Genomic DNA, 18,436 nt, shown 5'->3' with positions numbered 1-18,436 from the left:
CACAATTATGTATCACCTGAGAGTACCGACGACCGAAAAAGAACTGGCCGATTATTACCGATTTCGCTGGGAAATGCTGCGCAAGCCATTGCGTCAGCCCGAAGGGTCAGAGCGCGATGCTTACGATTCCATTGCGCATCATCAGATGGTGGTGGATGAACAGGGCTGCCCGGTCGCTGTGGGCCGTTTATATATCAATGCCGACAATGAGGCCTCTATCCGCTTCCTGGCGGTTGACCCGAACGTGCAGGATAAAGGGCTGGGAACGTTGGTGGCGATGACTCTGGAGTCTGTGGCGCGTCAGGAAGGCGTTAAGCGCGTGGTGTGTAGTGCCCGTGAAGACGCCGTAGAGTTTTTTGCCAAACTGGGTTTCATCAATCAGGGAGAAATTACCACGCCGCAAACCACGCCGGTGCGACACTTCCTGATGATCAAACCGGTTGAAACGTTGGATGACATTCTCCATCGCCCCGACTGGTGTGGTCAGCTGCAACAGGCCTGGTACGATCATATTCCTCTCAGTGAAAAAATGGGCGTGCGCATCAGCCAGTACACTGGCCAGCGGTTTGTTACCACGATGCCGGAGAACGGCAATCAGAATCCGCACCACACGCTGTTTGCGGGTAGTTTATTTTCACTCGCGACGCTGACCGGCTGGGGGCTGATTTGGCTGCTGCTTCGTGAACGTCATCTTGGCGGGACTATTGTTCTGGCCGATGCGCATATCCGCTACAGTTCGCCTGTGACCGGCAGGCCGCGTGCGGTGGCCGATCTCGGTTCAGTTAGTGGCGATCTGGACCGCCTGGCGCGCGGGCGTAAAGCACGCGTGCAGCTTGAAGTGAATTTGTACGGCGATGAGGCCGAAGGCGCAGTATTTGAAGGTACTTATCTTGTTCTGCCGGCAGCTCCCGGTGCGCCGCTGGAACCTGCAATTAACTAATTTTCAGCCTAAATATAAGCGCATAAAAAAGCACCGCGATGGCGGTGCTTTTTCTTTTCAGAAAACAGTGCTGGCAGTTACGGTGTTACTGCGCCGGAAACCAGTCCGTTCAGCATTCTCTGGTTGATAATCTGACCGTTGGCGCCGTTCACCTGAAGTGTGCCGTTGAGCGTAGGCTTGTAATCCACGTTAGCCGGCATCTGCCCTTGCAGATTGAGCTGCATGTTGGCGTTACCGTCAAGCTGCAGATGCGGCCATCCCCAGTTTTCCAGTTGATTAGCTGGCACGGCGCGCCCGGTCATTTTCACCGAGAACTGGCGCTGTGGTTGCTGATCCACCGTCCCGGTGGCTTCCAGCAATCCCTCTTTAGTGAACGCGCTCAGCTCAGAAATATTCACCTGACGGTCACTGGCCTCCAGCGTAATGGAAGGGCGGCGCACGTCGTTCCGGTTGAACGTCGCTTCGCTGGCGTTCAGATTCAGCTTACCATTCCAGATCCCCCACTGGTGATTACGCGCCAGCAGCAGATTGTTACCCAGCCCATCCAACGCCGTTAGCTGGAAGGGGAAATGTGGATCGATATCAATGATCAGGTTTCTGTTGGCAATAAACCGGCCAATCGAGATTTCAGCCAGGGAATCCGGCAGTGGCTGTACCCAAAGTTGTCTCCAGTTTTGCGGCAGCGTGTATTCCAGCCCGGCGACAGAAAGCTCATCAAGTTGCAGGCGTTTATTGGCGCGGAGCCAGTTGCCGGTGGTACGCAACAAACTGCGCTCCCAGCGTGCCGTAGCCTGCTTGATAGAAATGCCTTGCGCAGTCAGATCGAGATTGATGATCGGATCCTGAATATGCAAATTGCCGTTAATCATATCAGTCGCGTTTAGCGAGATTTCGCCGTCATTGCTTTGCCAGTCGCCTTTTTCCAGCGTCACATCCTGTACGGAAAGATCAACATCGCTGAATGCCCAGTCGGTTCCCTGCAAACGGGCGTCGATCAGATCAAGCCGTTCGATGGTGACTTTTGGCAGCGTCTGGAAATCATCGAAAAACTCAGAAAGCGATTTGGATGTTTGCAGGCGCACATTGCTCAGGCGCAGGTTTTCGATATTCCAGCTGCCATCCGCTGCCTGAGTGGCTTTGCCGGTGAGCTGACCGCGCGCTAAATCACCCCCAAAATTGCCCAGCGTGAGAATTTTATTATTCAGGTTACCCTGAATCAGGACGTTTTCGGCGGGAAGCCCGTTGACGGTAAGGTTCGCCGCACTGAGCTGAAAATCCGCTTTATCGCCCAACAGCTGGAGGGGGTTGGGTTGCCATGGGGAAATCCCGGCATTGATCTGCTGACCCTGAATCTCCAGTCCGGCGGCGTTTCCGGTCAGCGCCATTTTGCTCAGTTGCAGCGTATTGGCCTGAAAAGGCAGGTTCATGGCGGAGGGGCTGACGTTCAGGCGTCCGTTAATCAGCACGACGCGATCGAAAAAGCGCGGTTCAGTAATCTGACGCCAGCTTAAATCGAGATCGACTTCACCGGCGCTGAGCGTTTCAGGCTGATTTTTCTGCCCGAAGATGACATTAGTGAGCGTCACCCGCCCCGGCGTTGACCAGTCGTGGTCCAATTTTTCGACGGCGAGCCGGTAATCACTGTTATCTGTGACCCAGGTACTGAGTTTACCCGCCGCCCAGCGGGTCTGTAATAGGACGTACACCAGCACAATCGCCAGTACCAGAAGCAGGACGAACGTCAGCAAAATTTTACCGATAAATCTCATCGTCTGGGGCCTGTAGCGTGAATTAGGGATATAGGTTCTCTGTTTATGCCGCAAACAGCGAAATTTCTCAACAGCTTAGCAGACTGCAGACAATAAAAAGCGGCAGGGGTTCCGAACCACCTGCCGCCGTTGCATGCGTATTACAGTCGGTTATGACTTTTCGTGAGGAAAAACCAAATTCAGAACAATCGCAGTAATCCCGCCTGCAGCAATCCCGGAGGAGAGCAGGGTTTTGATCCAATCTGGCGCGAATTGCAGGATCAATGGCTGCTGGGATACTCCCATGCCGACTGCCAGAGACAGCGCCATGATCATAATCGCGCGGCGGTTCAGACGTTCACGGGAAACAATACGTACACCGGAAGCCGCGATGGTACCAAACATCACGATGGTCGCGCCGCCAAGAACCGGTTCAGGGATGTGCTGAACGAATCCGGCAACCGCAGGGAAAAGTCCCAGGACAATCAGCATCAGCGCCACGACAAACCCTACATAACGGCTGGCAACGCCGGTCAGTTGGATTACGCCGTTATTTTGGCCGAAGCAGGAATTCGGGAAGGTATTGAACACCGCAGAGAGCATGGAGTTCAGGCCGTTGGCCAGCACGCCGCCCTTGATGCGCTTCATGTAAAGCGGGCCGCTGACCGGTTGCTCGGAAACGTCGGATGTCGCGGTGATATCACCAATAGTTTCCAGCGAGGTGACCATAAAGATAAGCATCAGCGGGATCAGAAGATTCCAGTCAATTCCCAGACCGTAGTAAAGCGGCGTCGGGAAGGTGATCCCGCTGGTTTGTGACGAGGGTGCCACGGTCGGCAACATCCCCATCATCCATGCGGCCAGATAGCCCACTGCCATCGCAATAACCAGCGAGGCCACACGCAGGTAAGGGTTACGCTGACGATTGAGTAAAATAATCACCACCAGAACCACAGCGGCCAGCATCAGGTTTTTCGGTGCGCCAAAGGTGTGGTCGCTCATCGCGGCATATCCGCCACCGATGGATGTCAGACCGACCTGAATCAGCGAGAGGCCGATAATCATCACTACAATCCCGGAAACCAGCGGGGTGATCACGCGCCGGGCGAGGTGCAGGAAGCGTGAGAGAATGATTTCAGTACAAGACGCCAGCATCAGCGTCCCGAACAATGCGGCCATCATGGTCGGGACATCGGCACCGCCATTTTTCAGCGCCAGACCGCCCATAATCAGCGGCGAAACAAAGTTAAAGCTGGTGCCCTGAATCGAGAGAAGTCCCGAGCCCACCGGACCCCAGGTTTTAATTTGTAAAATGGAAGCCAGACCAGAGGCAAAAAGCGACATGCTGATGATGTGCTGGGTGTCCTGCGCGGGGAGCCCCAATGCCTGACAAATCAGTAATGCCGGGGTGATCACGGCTACAAACATCGCCAGCAAATGCTGGCAGGCGGCAAATAACGTCTGAGGAATTGGGGGGCGGTCTTCGAGCCGGTAAATCAGTTCACTTTTAGTCTGGCGGGAAAGGTCGGATTGCTGTGTTTCTTGTTCTGCTGTTTGCGTACTCATGTTGTGGCATTCCAATAAGCGGCAAAGCGGGCATTTTTATTGAAATCGACAATAAAAGCAATCGTTTGCTAACACGGATTTGTCGTCATTAATTTGAGTTAATGGGTTTGTTAAGCCCTGTTTTTCTTGCGTGATTTAGCGTTATTGACTTCTAATTCATCCTCTGGGGAAAAATAATGAATTGAGAAATCTATAACTCAATAATTTTATTGGATTTATTACAAAATGGAGTTCGTGAATGATTCAGCTCGATACCTACGGCACGCTGGTGGCTGCCACGCTGGTTCTCCTTTTAGGGCGCAAATGCGTTCAGTCGATTAACTTTCTTAAAAAATACACCATTCCTGAACCTGTCGCGGGCGGTTTGTTAGTTGCCGTTGTGCTGCTGATCGCCAACCGGATATTTGGCTGGGAAATTGGTTTTGATATTTCGTTAAAAGAACCTCTGATGCTGGCATTCTTTGCCACCATCGGTCTTAACGCGAATCTGGCCAGTCTGCGTTCCGGCGGAAAAAGCCTGATGCTGCTGGTGTTTGTCGTCGTCGGATTGCTGTTGCTGCAAAACGTTATTGGCATAGGCATGGCAAAAATGTTGGGAATGGATCCCCTGATGGGGCTGCTGGCCGGTTCCGTAACGCTGTCCGGCGGCCACGGTACTGGCGCAGCTTGGAGTAAGGTGTTCATAGAACGCTATGGCTTTGAGAATGCCACCGAAGTAGCGATGGCCTGTGCGACATTCGGGCTGGTGCTCGGCGGCATTATTGGCGGGCCAGTGGCGCGTTATCTGGTGAGTCACTCTTCAACGCCTAACGGCTCGCTTGATGATTCAGCCGATCCGAGCGCATTCGAAAAACCTGCGATTGGCCGCATGATCACTCCGCTGGTGCTCGTGGAGACTATTGCGCTGATCGCCATCTGTCTGAGTGCAGGCACCCGTATTTCCGAACTACTGCATGGCTCCGCTTTCGAAATTCCGACCTTTGTCTGTGTCCTGTTTGTTGGCGTGATCCTGAGTAATCTTCTCGCATGGTTGGGTTTCTACCGCGTATTTGATCGTGCGGTCTCGGTGCTGGGCAACGTCAGCCTGTCGCTGTTTCTGGCGATGGCGCTGATGAGCCTCAAACTCTGGGAAATGGCGTCGCTGGCGTTGCCGATGATGGCCATCCTGCTCGTGCAGACTATCGCGATGGCGCTTTACGCGATTTTCGTCACCTATCGCGTGATGGGCAAAAATTACGATGCAGCGGTGCTGGCAGCAGGCCACTGCGGATTTGGTCTGGGCGCAACGCCAACAGCGATTGCTAATATGCAGGCGATCACTAACCAGTTCGGTCCTTCACATCTGGCATTTTTAGTTGTTCCTATGGTCGGCGCGTTTTTCCTTGATATCGCCAATGCCATCGTCATTAAATTGTTCCTGATGCTGCCGGTCTTCCCGGCAATTGCTTAACTGCTTGAACTAAATAAGGGCACAAAAACCCATGTTTTTGTGCCCGATTCATCACTCCAAATTTGCTTAATTTGCTGCGTCAGCTTGCTCAGTAAAGACTTTTTCGGCTTCCGCTGCTTTCTCCTGAGTCAGTAACTGCTTCTCGTAGACTTTGAAGAATGGGTAGTAAATCATCATAGACAGCGCCATCAGCATGATGACCAAAATCGACACTTTGAAATCCCAGCCCATCGCCCAGGCTGCGCCAATCGGCGCCGGGGATGTCCACGGAACCAGTGAGATCATGTGCGGGAGAAGATCCGTGGAAACGGCCAGATAAGCGATCACGGCATTGACCATCGGGGCCAGCAGGAACGGGATGAAAAATACCGGGTTCATAACGATTGGGGTACCGAAAATCACCGGCTCGTTGATGTTGAAACAACTCGGCACCAGACTGAGTTTCCCCATGGTCCGCAGATGCGCTGACTTGCTGCGACAAAACAGCAACACCAGACCGATTGTCGCGCCAGAACCGCCAATGACGATAAGGAAATTCCAGAACGCCTCAGTCATGATGTGCGTCATCGGCAATCCGGCGGCCAGCGCGGTCTGATTCAGCCCGAGATTGGTCAGCCAGAATGCCTGTAACATCCCTGAGACAATCGCCGAACCGTGGATCCCGGCGAACCATAGGAGATGACAAATCAGCACCGCCACCAGAACGGCCGGAAGCGAGTCGGCGGCAGAAATCAGCGGCTCAAACAACGCCATAATGGCCTGCGGCAGCAGCATATCGAAGCCCGCCTGCACCAGTAAGCTGATCGGAAACAGCGTAATCACCAGGGCAATAATCGGGATCAGCAGATCAAATGAATGTTTAATGTTTGAAGGTACCTGCTCAGGAAGCCGTATGCCGATATTGTATTTCTTTAGCAGCCGCGTCAGTTCGGTGACATAAATCGCGACCAATATAGCGGTGAAAATACCTACACCGCCCAGCGCCTCCGTTGACATCTTTTTATCAACCTGTGGCGCAGCGACTAACAGGAACGACATCAACGACAGCATCGCGGTCATAAAGGGGTCAAGTTTGTAGCTTCTCGCCAGATTGTAGGCAATGGACGCCGCGATGTAGATCGACATGATGCCCATCGTCATATTGAACGGTGTCAGTATCTGAAGCTCATATTTCGCTGATAACGCCAACCAGCTGCGGGCAAATCCCCAGGAGGATTCCGGCGAAAAAGGAGGATGCACGAAAACTAACAGAAACGAGCCAACAATCATAAACGGCATTGCTGAAATAAAGCCGTCGCGCACCGCCATAACATGACGTTGAGAGGATAAGCGGGCCGCGAACGGGCTGATTTTTTGTTCAATAAACTGAAACAGAGACTGGCTGATGCTCATAATGATATTGGCCTTATGGTGAAGGAATCACACAGGGTTGCCTTAATTATCATCAGTGTAGATGTGGGATGTGAAACCGGTTACAGACTTTATGTGAGTCTGTGAAGGTCATCAAATAACCAGGGAAGAAAGTGGTTAAGGATGATTTTCTAACAAAACTCTGAGGAATAGTTGCTAAGGAAGCATCATTTTTAATGATGTTTTGGCAGAAAAAGGCGGGATCAGGCGTTGGTATAACGCACTCTTTCCGGCAGCCAGCGTTCAATCAGCGCTTTGGCATGATCGGGGAACTGTTGCTGAAGATAGCGCGCGATGCGCTGCACATCTGGGATCATTGCCTGATCGCGCAGCAAATCGGCCACTTTGAATTCGGCGCTGCCGGTCTGACGGGTACCCAGCAATTCACCCGGACCACGAATTTCTAAATCCTGCTGAGCAATCACAAAACCGTCATTACTGTCGCGCAGTACCTGCAAACGCTTCTGAGCCGTCTTGCTGAGCGGCGTTTTGTATAACAGTACGCAGTGGGAAGCTACCGCACCACGGCCAACGCGGCCGCGTAGTTGATGCAGTTGCGCCAAACCCAGACGTTCCGGGTTTTCGATGATCATCAGGCTGGCATTCGGCACGTCGACTCCCACTTCAATCACAGTCGTTGCCACCAGCAGCTGTACTTCGCCTTTTTTGAACGCCTGCATGACGGCTTGTTTTTCCTGAGCCTTCATACGGCCATGAACCAACCCGATATTCAGTGCAGGTAGAGCTTCTTTCAGACCTTCCCATGTGGCTTCTGCCGCCTGCGCTTCCAGCATTTCTGATTCTTCGATCAGCGTACAGACCCAATAGGCCTGACGATTTTCCAGCTCACAGGCGCTTTTAACGCGGCTGATTATGTCGCTGCGTCGTGTATCCGCAATGGCAACGGTAGTCACCGGCGTGCGTCCCGGCGGTAACTCGTCAATCACCGAGGTATCCAGATCGGCGTAAGCCGTCATCGCCAGCGTTCTTGGGATGGGCGTAGCGGTCATGATTAACTGATGCGGATGGAAGCCTTGCTGTAACCCTTTTTCCCACAATGCCAGCCGCTGATGAACACCAAAGCGGTGTTGTTCATCAATGATCACCAGAGATAACGAGGAGAAAAGCACCTGTTCCTGGAAGATGGCGTGAGTGCCAACCACCATGGATACCTGGCCGCTGGCAATCGCTTCCTGCTGTGCCTGCCGGGCTTTGCCTTTTTGCTTACCGGCCAGCCAGCCAACCTGAATTCCCAGCGGTTCGAACCACTGGCGAAAGTTATTGGCGTGCTGTTCGGCGAGTAATTCCGTCGGTGCCATCAGGCCTACCTGCTGCCCCTGCGCGATGGCGCAAAGTGCGGCGAGGGCAGCGACCAGCGTTTTACCTGAGCCGACATCGCCCTGGACCAGACGCATCATCGGATAACTTTTTGCCAGATCCTGCTCAATTTCGGCCACAACGCGATCTTGTGCACCGGTAGGGCTGAACGGAAGAGAAGCGAGGAACTGTTTTTTCAGGCGATCGTCGTGATGTAACGGCAACGCTTTATAACTTTGCGTACCTGCGCGCACGGCCAGCATGCTGAGATTATGCGCCAGTAACTCTTCCATTATCAGACGGCGCTGTGCCGGATGATGACCTTTCTCGAGGTCGGCCAACTGAATGTCTGGTGGTGGACGATGGAGAAGATGCAGCGCCTCGGGCAACGAAATCAACGAGCGACTTAGCTCTTCCGGCAATAGCTCGACGACAGGAACGGTATCAAGCAGCTCAAGCGCCTGATCGGTCAGTTTGCGCAGCGTCGCCTGACGAATGCCTTCAGTGGTTGGATAAACCGGTGTCAGCGATTCCTGCAAAACGACTTCGCTGTTTTCGCCCTGAATGCGGTATTCGGGATGAATAATTTCTGCGCCAATCGTGCCGCGTTTGATTTCGCCATATGCGGTCACGCGTCGGCCTGCGGCCAGACTGTTTTTCATCGCGGCATTGAAATTGAAGAAGCGCAGTGTGACCAGCCCGGTGCCGTCACTGATCTGGCAGGTCAGCATTCTGCGACGACCAAAGCTGATGTCACTGCGCAGCACTTCACCTTCAATGGTGGCAAACAGTCCGGGTTGTAAATCGTTTATGGCGTACAGACGGGTGCGGTCTTCATATCGCAGGGGAAGGTGAAGCAGTAAATCCTGAATAGTTTCAAGGCCGAGCTTAGCGAGTTTGTCTGCCTGACTGGCTCCGACGCCAGAAAGTGACGTGAGTGGGATAGCGTCGAGCAGGCGGCCTTTCATCTTTTTTTGACCGTCATTTGCATCGCCGTCCACCATTCGTCATCAGCAATAATCTGACCGGTTTCATCAATGAACGGGCGAGGTAACTTCTTTCTTTTCGCCACGTTAGACAGAACCGGATAGCCACCTTCAAACAGCAAACGCTGTTGTTCTTTCTCGCTCAACACGGTGCTTTCGCGACGATACATTCCGGCATTTTCGCGCTGGCGTTGGGCTTCATAAAGAATCAGGGCCGAGGCCACTGAAACATTTAACGACTGCACCATGCCAATCATCGGAATGATGATGTCGCTGTCTGCCAGTGCGAGTGCTTCAGGCGTAATGCCGGTTTTCTCCTGACCCAGTAAAATACATGTCGGAAGGGTGTAATCAATCGCGCGAAAGTCGACGGCTTTTTCAGAGAGGTTTGTGGCTAAGATTTGCATGCCCTGCGCCTTCATTTTGGCGACGGCATCTTGAATAGTTTTGTGTGTTTTGACCTGAACCCAACTGTTGCTGCCTGCGGCAGAAGAGACCAGCGTTTTCATTCTTGTCGTCGGCCAGACTGCATGAATTTCATGCACGCCAACAGCATCGGCGGTGCGAATGACAGCAGAAACGTTATGTGGTTTATGCACCTGTTCCATACAGACTGTGAGGTCTGGCTGGCGGGCCGTCAGCATTTCACGAATACGTGCATAACGTTCTGGGGTCATAACAATCAGTTTCGGTTGCGGGTTACTTTGATAACGTCCGGCATGATACGAATTTTACGCATAATATTCGCCAGATGAACGCGATCGCGGGTCGTCAGGCGGATAAAGGCGCTGTAGACACGGCCGTCTTTTTCTTCCGTGCTCAGACTCTGGATATTCGACTGCGCAGCGTTGATCGCTGCGGTCAGGTTGGCCAGAGCACCCTGATGATTGAACATATCGACTTTAATTTCAGCGATAAATTCCTGATCGGTTTCCTGATGGTCATCCCAGTCAACCGCCATGAATTTCTCAGGTTCTTTCTGATAGCCGCGGATATTGCGGCAGGATTCATGGTGGATAACCAGACCTTTGCCAGGACTGATGTGGGCAATGATCGGGTCACCTGGAATTGGGCGACAGCATTTGGCGAAGGTAATCAGTACGCCATCCGCGCCTTTAATCGGCAGATTGCGTGTGCCTGAGCTCGCCATAGAAGACTGGTCACCCATCAGATTTTTAGCAACAACAACACTCATCGCGTTACCGAGGCCTATTTCAGCCAGTAAATCATCCATCGCCGTGAGCTTCATACGATCCAGCTCATTTTTGATGTTCTCTGGTGGAATGTCTGACAGTTTCTTACCAGCTCCCAATGCATGATTCAGCAGGCGACGGCCCAGAGAAACGGAGTCATCACGTTTGAGGTTCTTGAGCATCTGGCGAATTTTGGCGCGTGCGCGCGAACTCACCACAAAGTTTAACCATGCGGCATTCGGGCGGGCACCCGGAGCAGTAATGATTTCGATAGTCTGGCCGCTGGTCAGCGGCTGTGAAAGCGGATACGGCTGGCGGTCAACGCGTGCACCTACGCAGGCATGACCGATATCGGTATGCACAGCATAAGCGAAGTCGACCGGTGTCGCACCCGCAGGCAGTTCTACGATTCTGCCTTCCGGCGTAAAGACGTAGATCTCATCCGGGAACAGATCTGATTTCACGCTCTCGATAAATTCAAATGAGTTACCCGCACTTTGTTGCAGTTCGAGCAAACTCTGTAACCAACGCTGGGCGCGGATTTGCGCCGTCGTGCTGGTTTCACTGTTCTCTTTATAAGCCCAGTGAGCGGCAACCCCCATCTCTGCCATCTGATCCATATCTTCAGTACGGATCTGTACTTCAACCGGTACGCCGTGAGGCCCGATCAGAGAAGTATGGAGAGATTGATAGCCGTTGGCCTTGGGGATCGCGATGTAATCTTTTACCCGACCCGGACGCGGTTTGTACAGGCTGTGCGCCTGTCCTAATACGCGATAACAGGTATCAAGTTCTTTTACGATCACCCGGAACGCGTAAATATCCATAATCGAATGGAAACGCTGTTCTTTGAGGTGCATTTTGCAATAGATAGAGTACAGGTGCTTTTCGCGACCGCTGACGCGACACTGAATACCGGCTTCAGTTAAACGACCTTCTATCTCGGAGAGGATTTTCTGAATCATCTCTTTACGGTTACCACGCGCGGCTTTCACCACTTCTTTAATGACGCGATAACGGTTCGGATAAAGGGCTTCGAAGCCCAGCTCTTCGAGCTCGGTTTTTAGATGATGAATACCCAAACGGTGAGCCAGCGGGCTGTAAATTTCCAGCGTTTCGCGGGCAATGCGGCGACGTTTGTCCGGGCGCAAGGAGCCCAGTGTGCGCATGTTGTGGGTACGGTCAGCGAGTTTGATCAAAATGACACGGATGTCTTGCACCATCGCCATGACCATTTTGCGAAAGTTTTCCGCCTGGGCTTCTTTCTTATCGCGGAATTTCAGCTTGTCTAACTTTGAAACGCCTTCAACCAGTTCAGCAACGCTTTTGCCAAACAGTTGTTCCATATCCTGGTAGGTTGCAGGCGTGTCTTCGATAACGTCGTGTAATAACGCCGCCATCAGAGTCTCATGATCGAGCCTCATTTCAGCCAAAATACATGCCACGGCGACCGGGTGAGTAATATAAGGCTCACCGCTGGAACGTGTCTGCCCCTCATGCGCGTCCCGCGCAACAAGGTAAGCCTGCACGAGGCGCTTAATTTGCTCCTCCGGCAGGTATTTTTGAATCAGTTGATTCAGGCTTTCAAAGATATACAAGTGAGATCCGTTTCGTTAATTAACGACGACCTTCAGCGATGGCAGTAACTGCCTGAATCTCTGCGGCTTCCTGCTCTTGCTGTTCCTGACGATCGCGAACATCAAGGATTTTGTTCGTGATCAGGCCTTCTTCGATTTCGCGCAGAGCGATAACGGTGACCTTGTCATTTTCTTCAGCGACCAGTGGATCTTTACCACCAGATTGCAGCTGGCGTGCGCGACGAGCAGCCACCAACACCAGGTCAAAACGGTTACCAATTTTTTCTACAGCGTCTTGAACAGTTACGCGTGCCATATATGTGCTACTCCACAGGGTGACGAAAGACTGGGCATAATACTGAAAGTGACTTCAGTCTGCCAATAGTTTGGTGATTAATCCGTCATGACGGAGTTTTTGACGGCTCAGACGAAGACGTTCGGCGCGAATAATGGTTTTTAAATCCGACAGAGCCAGATCAAAATCGTCATTCACGATTAAATAATCGTATTCAGCATAGTGCGTCATTTCTGCCACAGCTTGTGCCATACGTTTTGCGATCACTTCTTCGCTGTCCTGACCACGGCCACGCAGGCGACGGTCTAGTTCATCTTTCGACGGCGGCAGCACGAAAATACTGCGCGCCTGCGGCATTTTATTGCGGATTTGCTGCGCGCCCTGCCAGTCAATATCCAGAAAAACATCCACGCCAGACGCTAAAACCTGCTCAATGGTGACACGTGAAGTTCCGTAGTAATTACCGAAGACTTCGGCATGCTCTAAAAAATCATCTTTTTCGATCATCTCAAGAAATTCTTCTTTTGAGACAAAGAAATAGTGCTCGCCATGTTTCTCGCCCGGACGTTCTGAACGGGTAGTGTGAGAAATAGAAACCTGCGTGTCGTAGAGCGGTTGCGTTTTAAGTAAAGCCTGAATCAGACTTGATTTACCTGCTCCACTGGGAGCGGAGATGATATACAGCGTGCCTTGAACCATGATGATGACGTTTCAACTGAATGGGTTGATAGGAAGTATGCGAAGAGTGATCTCTCGCACAGTATACACGCTCGCCGCATCCGGTGCAGCGTCCAGTCGTATTTCATCGCAACTTCGCGACAGAAAATAGCCCTTTATTATGGATTTCCGGGCCGTGTTCCAACATTTCTTGCCGTTGCTGCAACAAATGAAATAACCGGGAAGGCATCGCGCAATCATGAAAATTGGCTCTGGCAGGATAAAAGTCACCGGCGTTTACTTGCACCCACAAGGAGGTGCCTATGCGCCATTTCATTATCAGTCTGATGTTTCTATCGTTTTATTGTGCCGCTGGTAACGTCTCGCCAGAGATATGTCCCGTATGGTCATCAGCGCGCCTGACTCAGGAAACCCGCCAGCTCACAACGCAGTTGGCACAGTGGGATAAGGATTATCACCAGTCCGGCAGCAGCCCGATTGAAGATGCGGTTTACGATAATTTGCGCCAGAAACAACAATTGTGGCTGGCATGTGCCGGTCAACCCGTCCCGGTCATGGCTGTTCCGGGTGGTGAGGAGGCGGTTTATGCTCATCCTGTTGCCCATACCGGGCTGAGTAAGCTACGTGACAAACAAGGCGTTGCGAACTGGATGCGCGGGCGCAAAAATCTTTGGGTCCAACCTAAAATCGACGGCGTTGCCGTCTCACTGGTCTATCGGCATGGACAACTTGCCGCATTACTCAGCCGCGGTGATGGTCAGAAAGGCCAAAACTGGACGACCAAAGCGGCTTTTATACCTTCAATACCTCTTAAGATCGCAGACATCAGCCCCGAACTGGTATTGCAGGGTGAGTTGTATCTGAAGATGACCGGTCATCAGCAAAGTGTTGAGGGTGGTGTAAGTGCGAGATCCAAAGTGGCTGGCGCAATGATGCGTACTTCCGCCACTGAACTGCTGAATCAAATGGGTGTATTCATCTGGTCATGGCCAGACGGTCCCGCTGTGATGTCCGATCATCTTCAGCGACTGAGTCAGCTCGGGTTCCCCGTTGTTTCAGAATTTACTCTTCCGGTGAGTTCGGCGGATGACGTCGCGAAATGGCGCGATGCCTGGTTTATTCAGCCATTGCCTTTTGCGACTGACGGTGTGGTAATCCGCCAGGAGGAAGAGCCCGCCGGGAAATACTGGCAGAACAAACCTGCTACCTGGGCTGTGGCATGGAAATATCCACCCGCGCGACAACTCACGGAAGTTTCAGGAATTACGACGACGACGGGGCGCAGCGGAAAGGTAACGGTCATTCTGAATCTGAAAGCCTTAAAGCTCGATGATAAATGGGTGAGCAAAGTGAATGTGGGTTCCGTCTCCCGTTTTAAACAATGGAATGTGCTTGTCGGGGATCAGGTGGCTATTACGCTGGCCGGTCAGGGGATCCCCAGGCTGGATGAAGTGGTATGGCGGGTAAGTGAGCGGCCACTCATGGAATTACCAGACTCTCAGTCATACGGTCCACTTTCTTGTTTTACGCCGGAAACAGGCTGCAGAGCGCAGTTTCTCTCACGGTTAATCTGGCTCAGCGGCGCTGAAGGACTTGATATGACGGGCTTTGGTGAAGCGACATGGCAAAAGCTGGTGGATGGAATTCCGCTTAACTCTTTAACTGACTGGCTCACGTTGAATGAAAAAGAAATGTCGGCAGTTCCGGGGATAGGTATTAAACAGGCGCAGAAACTGATGGCGCAAATTCAGCTGGCTCGGGATAAAAGCTTTCGACGCTGGTTGTCTGCGTTAGGTTTCCCGTCGTTTGCCCTGACATTTGCACAGCAGCAGCAAACATGGCGTCAGATCCAACAGCTGACATCGCAAGACTGGGAGATGACGGCAGGTGTGGGTAAAAAACGCACCTCTCAGGTATTGGACTTTATCCATCATCAAAAAGTTGCCGCTATGAGCGAGGCGCTAAAACAGGAAAAAATACCCGCCTTTCAGTGACCGGTAAGCGTGATAAATATTTAGTGATCTGAGTGCGGATAATTAAAGACCGGCAACCCAAGGCGGAATCGCAGGGCGATCAGCCGGGCAATGAAGCCAACCAGCAGGGTAATGATGATCACCAGATTATGTGGCAGGGAGAAATATTGCAGGCCGATGTATACCCAGGCCGAGGCGAAGGAAATACCCGCGTAAATTTCCTTCTGAAATACCAGCGGGATCTGATTACACATCATATCCCGCAGTACGCCACCAAATACGCCAGTGATCACCGCACTGACGGAAGCAATAATAGCGCCATGCCCCATATCGAGCGCGACCTGTGTCCCGATAATTGAGAACACGACCAGACCCAATGCATCAAGCACCAAAAAGAGCCTGCGCAGATGTTGCATTAGCGGGGCAAGCCATGTGGTCATAATCGCGGCTACGGCAACAATGACAATATATTCTGGGTGTTTGACCCATCCGAGCGGGTAATGACCCAGCAACATGTCACGCACCGACCCCCCGCCAATTGCCGTGGCAGAGGCGATAATGATGACGCCAAAGGAGTCCATCTTGCGCCGTCCGGCAGCCAGAGCACCGGTCATGGCTTCTGCGGTAATCCCAATAATATAAAGAACAGTGAGTAACATGTGCGCGCGCCGGACGTGTCAGAAAGAATAAGAAAACAGTAGCCGCGTAGAGTAATGGGGTTTTCAACGTCCCTCGACTGATTTTTTCTTTTGCATTGCCTTTAAGATTACTAAAACTAATCTGAAGTGTCTCCAGATCTGGCGTTGCAAAAGGTATTGAATGAACAATGATTTATTTTAGATTAGAAAAATCGCAAGTGCTCAGCTATTTGCTGTTCCTCACAAGGTCAAGACAACGTGTTCCGCGCTGCGTCTTGCTAAATATCACCTGCTTATTGGTGACGAATATGTATAATCGTTACTCATTCACACATGCCTAATTGCTTTACCTACCCGGAGGAGTTTATGAAACCCGTGAATCCGGTTGCGTTAACTCAGCGTGGACCAGCCGAACATGAACGGCGTGAGCAGATCATCAATGCTGCATTCGAGCATTTTCGTCTTTACGGTTATGCAAAAACCTCTGTGGCCGATTTGGCAAAATCCATTGGTGTTTCAAGTGCTTATATTTATAAGTTTTTTGAATCAAAACAGGCTATTGGTGAAGCGATTTGTTCACAACGTGTGGGGCAGATTGATCAGGCCTTATTGCTGATTGCGCAAAGTGATCAAAGTGCCACTCTGCGCCTGCGATCTATTTTTAAAACGCTGCTTACGCGTAGTCTTGATCTCTTCTTTCAGGACAGAAAGCTGCACGACCTCGCGGCGACAGCCTCTGCCCAGCAGTGGAAATCTACGTTAAATCATCGGGCTATGATGTACAGCATCATCGAGAAAATTGTCACTGACGGCCGTGAGTCCGGTGAGTTTGAGCGTAAAACCCCGCTTGACGAGGTGTGTATGGCGATCACCACCGTGACGACACCATTCTCACATCCGCTATTGCTGGAGCAAAAAACCCCAGAGCAACTTGAAGAACGTGTAACCGCAATCACCAGTCTGGTTCTACGCAGCCTGGCGAAATAGCGGCAACAAAATTTTCGGGTTACGGGTTTACAAAACCGTAATTCGTCACATACTGTCAGCCTTTACAAAAACCTGTTTCTGCCGGACTTCTGAAAGTCCCAGCAAAAACGTATGCATTAACGGACAGAGAGGAACATTTTATGACTCATCGTCGAGTGGTTATTACCGGCATGGGGGCTGTGAGTCCTCTGGGCTGTGATATCGAAACTATCTGGAAGCGCTTGCTGGCCGGTCAGTCTGGTATCCGTGTATTGCCGGAAGAGATTGTAGAAACGCTGACCGTCAAAATTGGTGGTCAGGTGCAAACCAAAGAACAAGATCCCGAGTCTGGTTTCGATCCGGATCAGTTCGTGGTGCCGAAAGACCAGAAAAAAATGGACCGTTTCATTCTGTTCGCGATGGCAGCAGCGGATATGGCTATTACTAATGCGGGCTGGAAAGCGGAAACGGCGGAACAGCAGGAACGTACAGCGACCGTGATCGGTTCTGGTATTGGTGGTTTCCCGGCCATCGCCCATGCGGTGCGTACTAATGACAGCCGTGGTGCCAAACGTTTGTCGCCGTTCACCATTCCTTCATTCCTGGTGAATCTGGCTGCGGGTCAGGTCTCTATTAAGCATCAGTTCAAAGGCCCGATTGGCGCACCGGTTACCGCTTGTGCGGCAGGTGTTCAGGCAATCGGCGATGCCGTGCGCTTGATTCGTAACGATGAAGCCGACGTTGCCCTCTGTGGCGGCGCCGAAGCAGCGATCGATACTGTTAGCCTTGGCGGTTTTGCGGCTGCCAAGGCGATGTCCGCAGGTCACACCGATCATCCTGAGAAAGCATCCCGTCCATTCGATAGCGGCCGTGATGGTTTCATCATGGGCGAAGGCGCAGGTATGCTGGTCATCGAAGAGCTGGAACATGCGAAAGCGCGTGGCGCCAACATTCTGGCTGAGATCGTGGGTTACGGTACCAGCGGCGATGCTTATCACATGACATCGGGTGCGGAAGACGGTAATGGCGCGGGTCGTGCGATGAAAATCGCATTGCGTCAGGCCGGCATTCAGCCTTCAGACGTGCAGCATTTGAACGCGCACGCGACCTCTACTCCGGTAGGCGATCTCGGCGAAATCAACGCGATCAAAACCCTGTTCGGTACCGATGGCAAACTGGCCGTGACTTCTACCAAATCCGCGACCGGCCATCTGCTGGGTGCGGCTGGTGGTCTGGAAACCATCTTCACCATTCTGGCCATCCGTGATCAAATTGTTCCACCGACGCTAAATCTGGAAAACAAAGATGAAGCCGCAGCGGGCCTGAACATCATCGGTAATACTGCCCAAAAGCACGGCATTACCTATGCTTTATCGAACGGTTTCGGTTTCGGCGGCGTGAATGCGTGCGTATTACTGAAACGCTGGGAAGCGTAATTCGTTCCTCAGAAAAAGCATAAAAAAACGCCTCCGGTCATACTGACGGGAGGCGTTTTTTATTGTTAGGGTCAATCAGGTGTTTTACTCAATTGAATCTGTTTGTAGAGTAGATGGCTTTAAGCCTTGTGTTGCATGGGTTTGTTGTAATGCGTTTTTGGTTTAGGTTGTAGTGGTCAAGCAAAACTGGCCACGGCTTTAGAGTTTTTCCAGAACAATCGCTCTGATTCATTTGGCGTCAAACCACCATTATATTGATGAGG

The 18,436-nt window shown here is 51.9% G+C and carries 14 protein-coding genes; 5 read left to right on the top strand and 9 right to left on the bottom strand.

Annotated features, from left to right (window positions below):
* Nucleotides 1-7: 7 nt before the first annotated feature.
* Entirely contained in the window at nucleotides 8-940 is a 933-nt protein-coding gene (gene fabY / locus AC0Z7K_RS23565; protein WP_413531163.1) for a fatty acid biosynthesis protein FabY, read from the top strand.
* A 77-nt stretch (nucleotides 941-1,017) separates the two neighbouring features.
* Here fabY and AC0Z7K_RS23560 read toward each other — a convergent pair whose 3' ends face one another.
* Both AC0Z7K_RS23560 and AC0Z7K_RS23555 read right to left on the bottom strand, forming a co-directional pair.
* Nucleotides 1,018-2,709: an AsmA family protein gene (locus AC0Z7K_RS23560; protein ID WP_485616155.1), complete on the bottom strand. Its 1,692-nt coding sequence runs from the start codon at nucleotides 2,707-2,709 to the stop codon at nucleotides 1,018-1,020.
* A 150-nt stretch (nucleotides 2,710-2,859) separates the two neighbouring features.
* On the bottom strand, nucleotides 2,860-4,254 hold the full coding sequence (locus AC0Z7K_RS23555) for a nucleobase:cation symporter-2 family protein (RefSeq protein WP_485616154.1): 1,395 nt from the start codon (nucleotides 4,252-4,254) through the stop codon (nucleotides 2,860-2,862).
* Between the two features lie 238 nt (nucleotides 4,255-4,492).
* On the opposite strand from AC0Z7K_RS23555, the gene gltS reads away from it, so the two are divergent.
* A complete protein-coding gene (gene gltS / locus AC0Z7K_RS23550) occupies nucleotides 4,493-5,704 on the top strand; it encodes a sodium/glutamate symporter (RefSeq protein ID WP_485616153.1) in 1,212 nt (403 codons plus the stop codon).
* Between the two features lie 66 nt (nucleotides 5,705-5,770).
* Here gltS and AC0Z7K_RS23545 read toward each other — a convergent pair whose 3' ends face one another.
* The 6 genes from AC0Z7K_RS23545 to gmk form a co-directional block, all read right to left on the bottom strand.
* Complete coding sequence (locus tag AC0Z7K_RS23545) at nucleotides 5,771-7,096, bottom strand: PTS sugar transporter subunit IIC (protein ID WP_485616152.1); 1,326 nt, start codon at nucleotides 7,094-7,096, stop codon at nucleotides 5,771-5,773.
* A gap of 221 nt (nucleotides 7,097-7,317) precedes the next feature.
* Entirely contained in the window at nucleotides 7,318-9,399 is a 2,082-nt protein-coding gene (recG, locus tag AC0Z7K_RS23540) for an ATP-dependent DNA helicase RecG (protein WP_413531168.1), read from the bottom strand.
* Nucleotides 9,396-10,094 (bottom strand): tRNA (guanosine(18)-2'-O)-methyltransferase TrmH, encoded by a 699-nt coding sequence (gene trmH, locus AC0Z7K_RS23535; RefSeq protein WP_413531169.1) that lies wholly within the window; start codon nucleotides 10,092-10,094, stop codon nucleotides 9,396-9,398. The genes recG and trmH overlap by 4 nt, the downstream gene beginning before the upstream one ends.
* Before the next feature lie 5 nt (nucleotides 10,095-10,099).
* Complete coding sequence (spoT, locus tag AC0Z7K_RS23530) at nucleotides 10,100-12,208, bottom strand: bifunctional GTP diphosphokinase/guanosine-3',5'-bis pyrophosphate 3'-pyrophosphohydrolase (protein WP_413531170.1); 2,109 nt, start codon at nucleotides 12,206-12,208, stop codon at nucleotides 10,100-10,102.
* Nucleotides 12,209-12,227: 19 nt separating this feature from the next.
* Nucleotides 12,228-12,503: a DNA-directed RNA polymerase subunit omega gene (gene rpoZ / locus AC0Z7K_RS23525; RefSeq protein WP_056777549.1), complete on the bottom strand. Its 276-nt coding sequence runs from the start codon at nucleotides 12,501-12,503 to the stop codon at nucleotides 12,228-12,230.
* A 54-nt stretch (nucleotides 12,504-12,557) separates the two neighbouring features.
* A complete protein-coding gene (gene gmk / locus AC0Z7K_RS23520) occupies nucleotides 12,558-13,181 on the bottom strand; it encodes a guanylate kinase (RefSeq protein WP_413531171.1) in 624 nt (207 codons plus the stop codon).
* A gap of 281 nt (nucleotides 13,182-13,462) precedes the next feature.
* On the opposite strand from gmk, the gene ligB reads away from it, so the two are divergent.
* A complete protein-coding gene (ligB, locus tag AC0Z7K_RS23515; RefSeq protein ID WP_485616151.1) occupies nucleotides 13,463-15,154 on the top strand; it encodes an NAD-dependent DNA ligase LigB in 1,692 nt (563 codons plus the stop codon).
* Nucleotides 15,155-15,174: 20 nt separating this feature from the next.
* Here the strand turns inward: ligB and AC0Z7K_RS23510 are convergent, their stop codons facing one another.
* Nucleotides 15,175-15,792, bottom strand: coding sequence for a trimeric intracellular cation channel family protein (locus tag AC0Z7K_RS23510; RefSeq protein ID WP_112165178.1), 618 nt, complete (start codon nucleotides 15,790-15,792; stop codon nucleotides 15,175-15,177).
* Between the two features lie 345 nt (nucleotides 15,793-16,137).
* Here AC0Z7K_RS23510 and AC0Z7K_RS23505 point away from each other — a divergent pair, with 345 nt between their 5' ends.
* Together AC0Z7K_RS23505 and fabF are read left to right on the top strand one after the other, a co-directional pair.
* Complete coding sequence (locus AC0Z7K_RS23505) at nucleotides 16,138-16,758, top strand: TetR/AcrR family transcriptional regulator (RefSeq protein WP_413531173.1); 621 nt, start codon at nucleotides 16,138-16,140, stop codon at nucleotides 16,756-16,758.
* 140 nt (nucleotides 16,759-16,898) lie between these two features.
* Nucleotides 16,899-18,173, top strand: a complete 1,275-nt coding sequence (fabF, locus tag AC0Z7K_RS23500; RefSeq protein ID WP_413531174.1) for a beta-ketoacyl-ACP synthase II — start codon at nucleotides 16,899-16,901, stop codon at nucleotides 18,171-18,173.
* Nucleotides 18,174-18,436: the final 263 nt, after the last annotated feature.

This window comes from Rahnella sp. 1L-D-7-B-C2 (assembly GCF_057290995.1).
The sequence above is the reverse complement of the archived record's forward strand: the minus strand, read 5'-3'. Positions and strand labels throughout refer to the sequence as shown.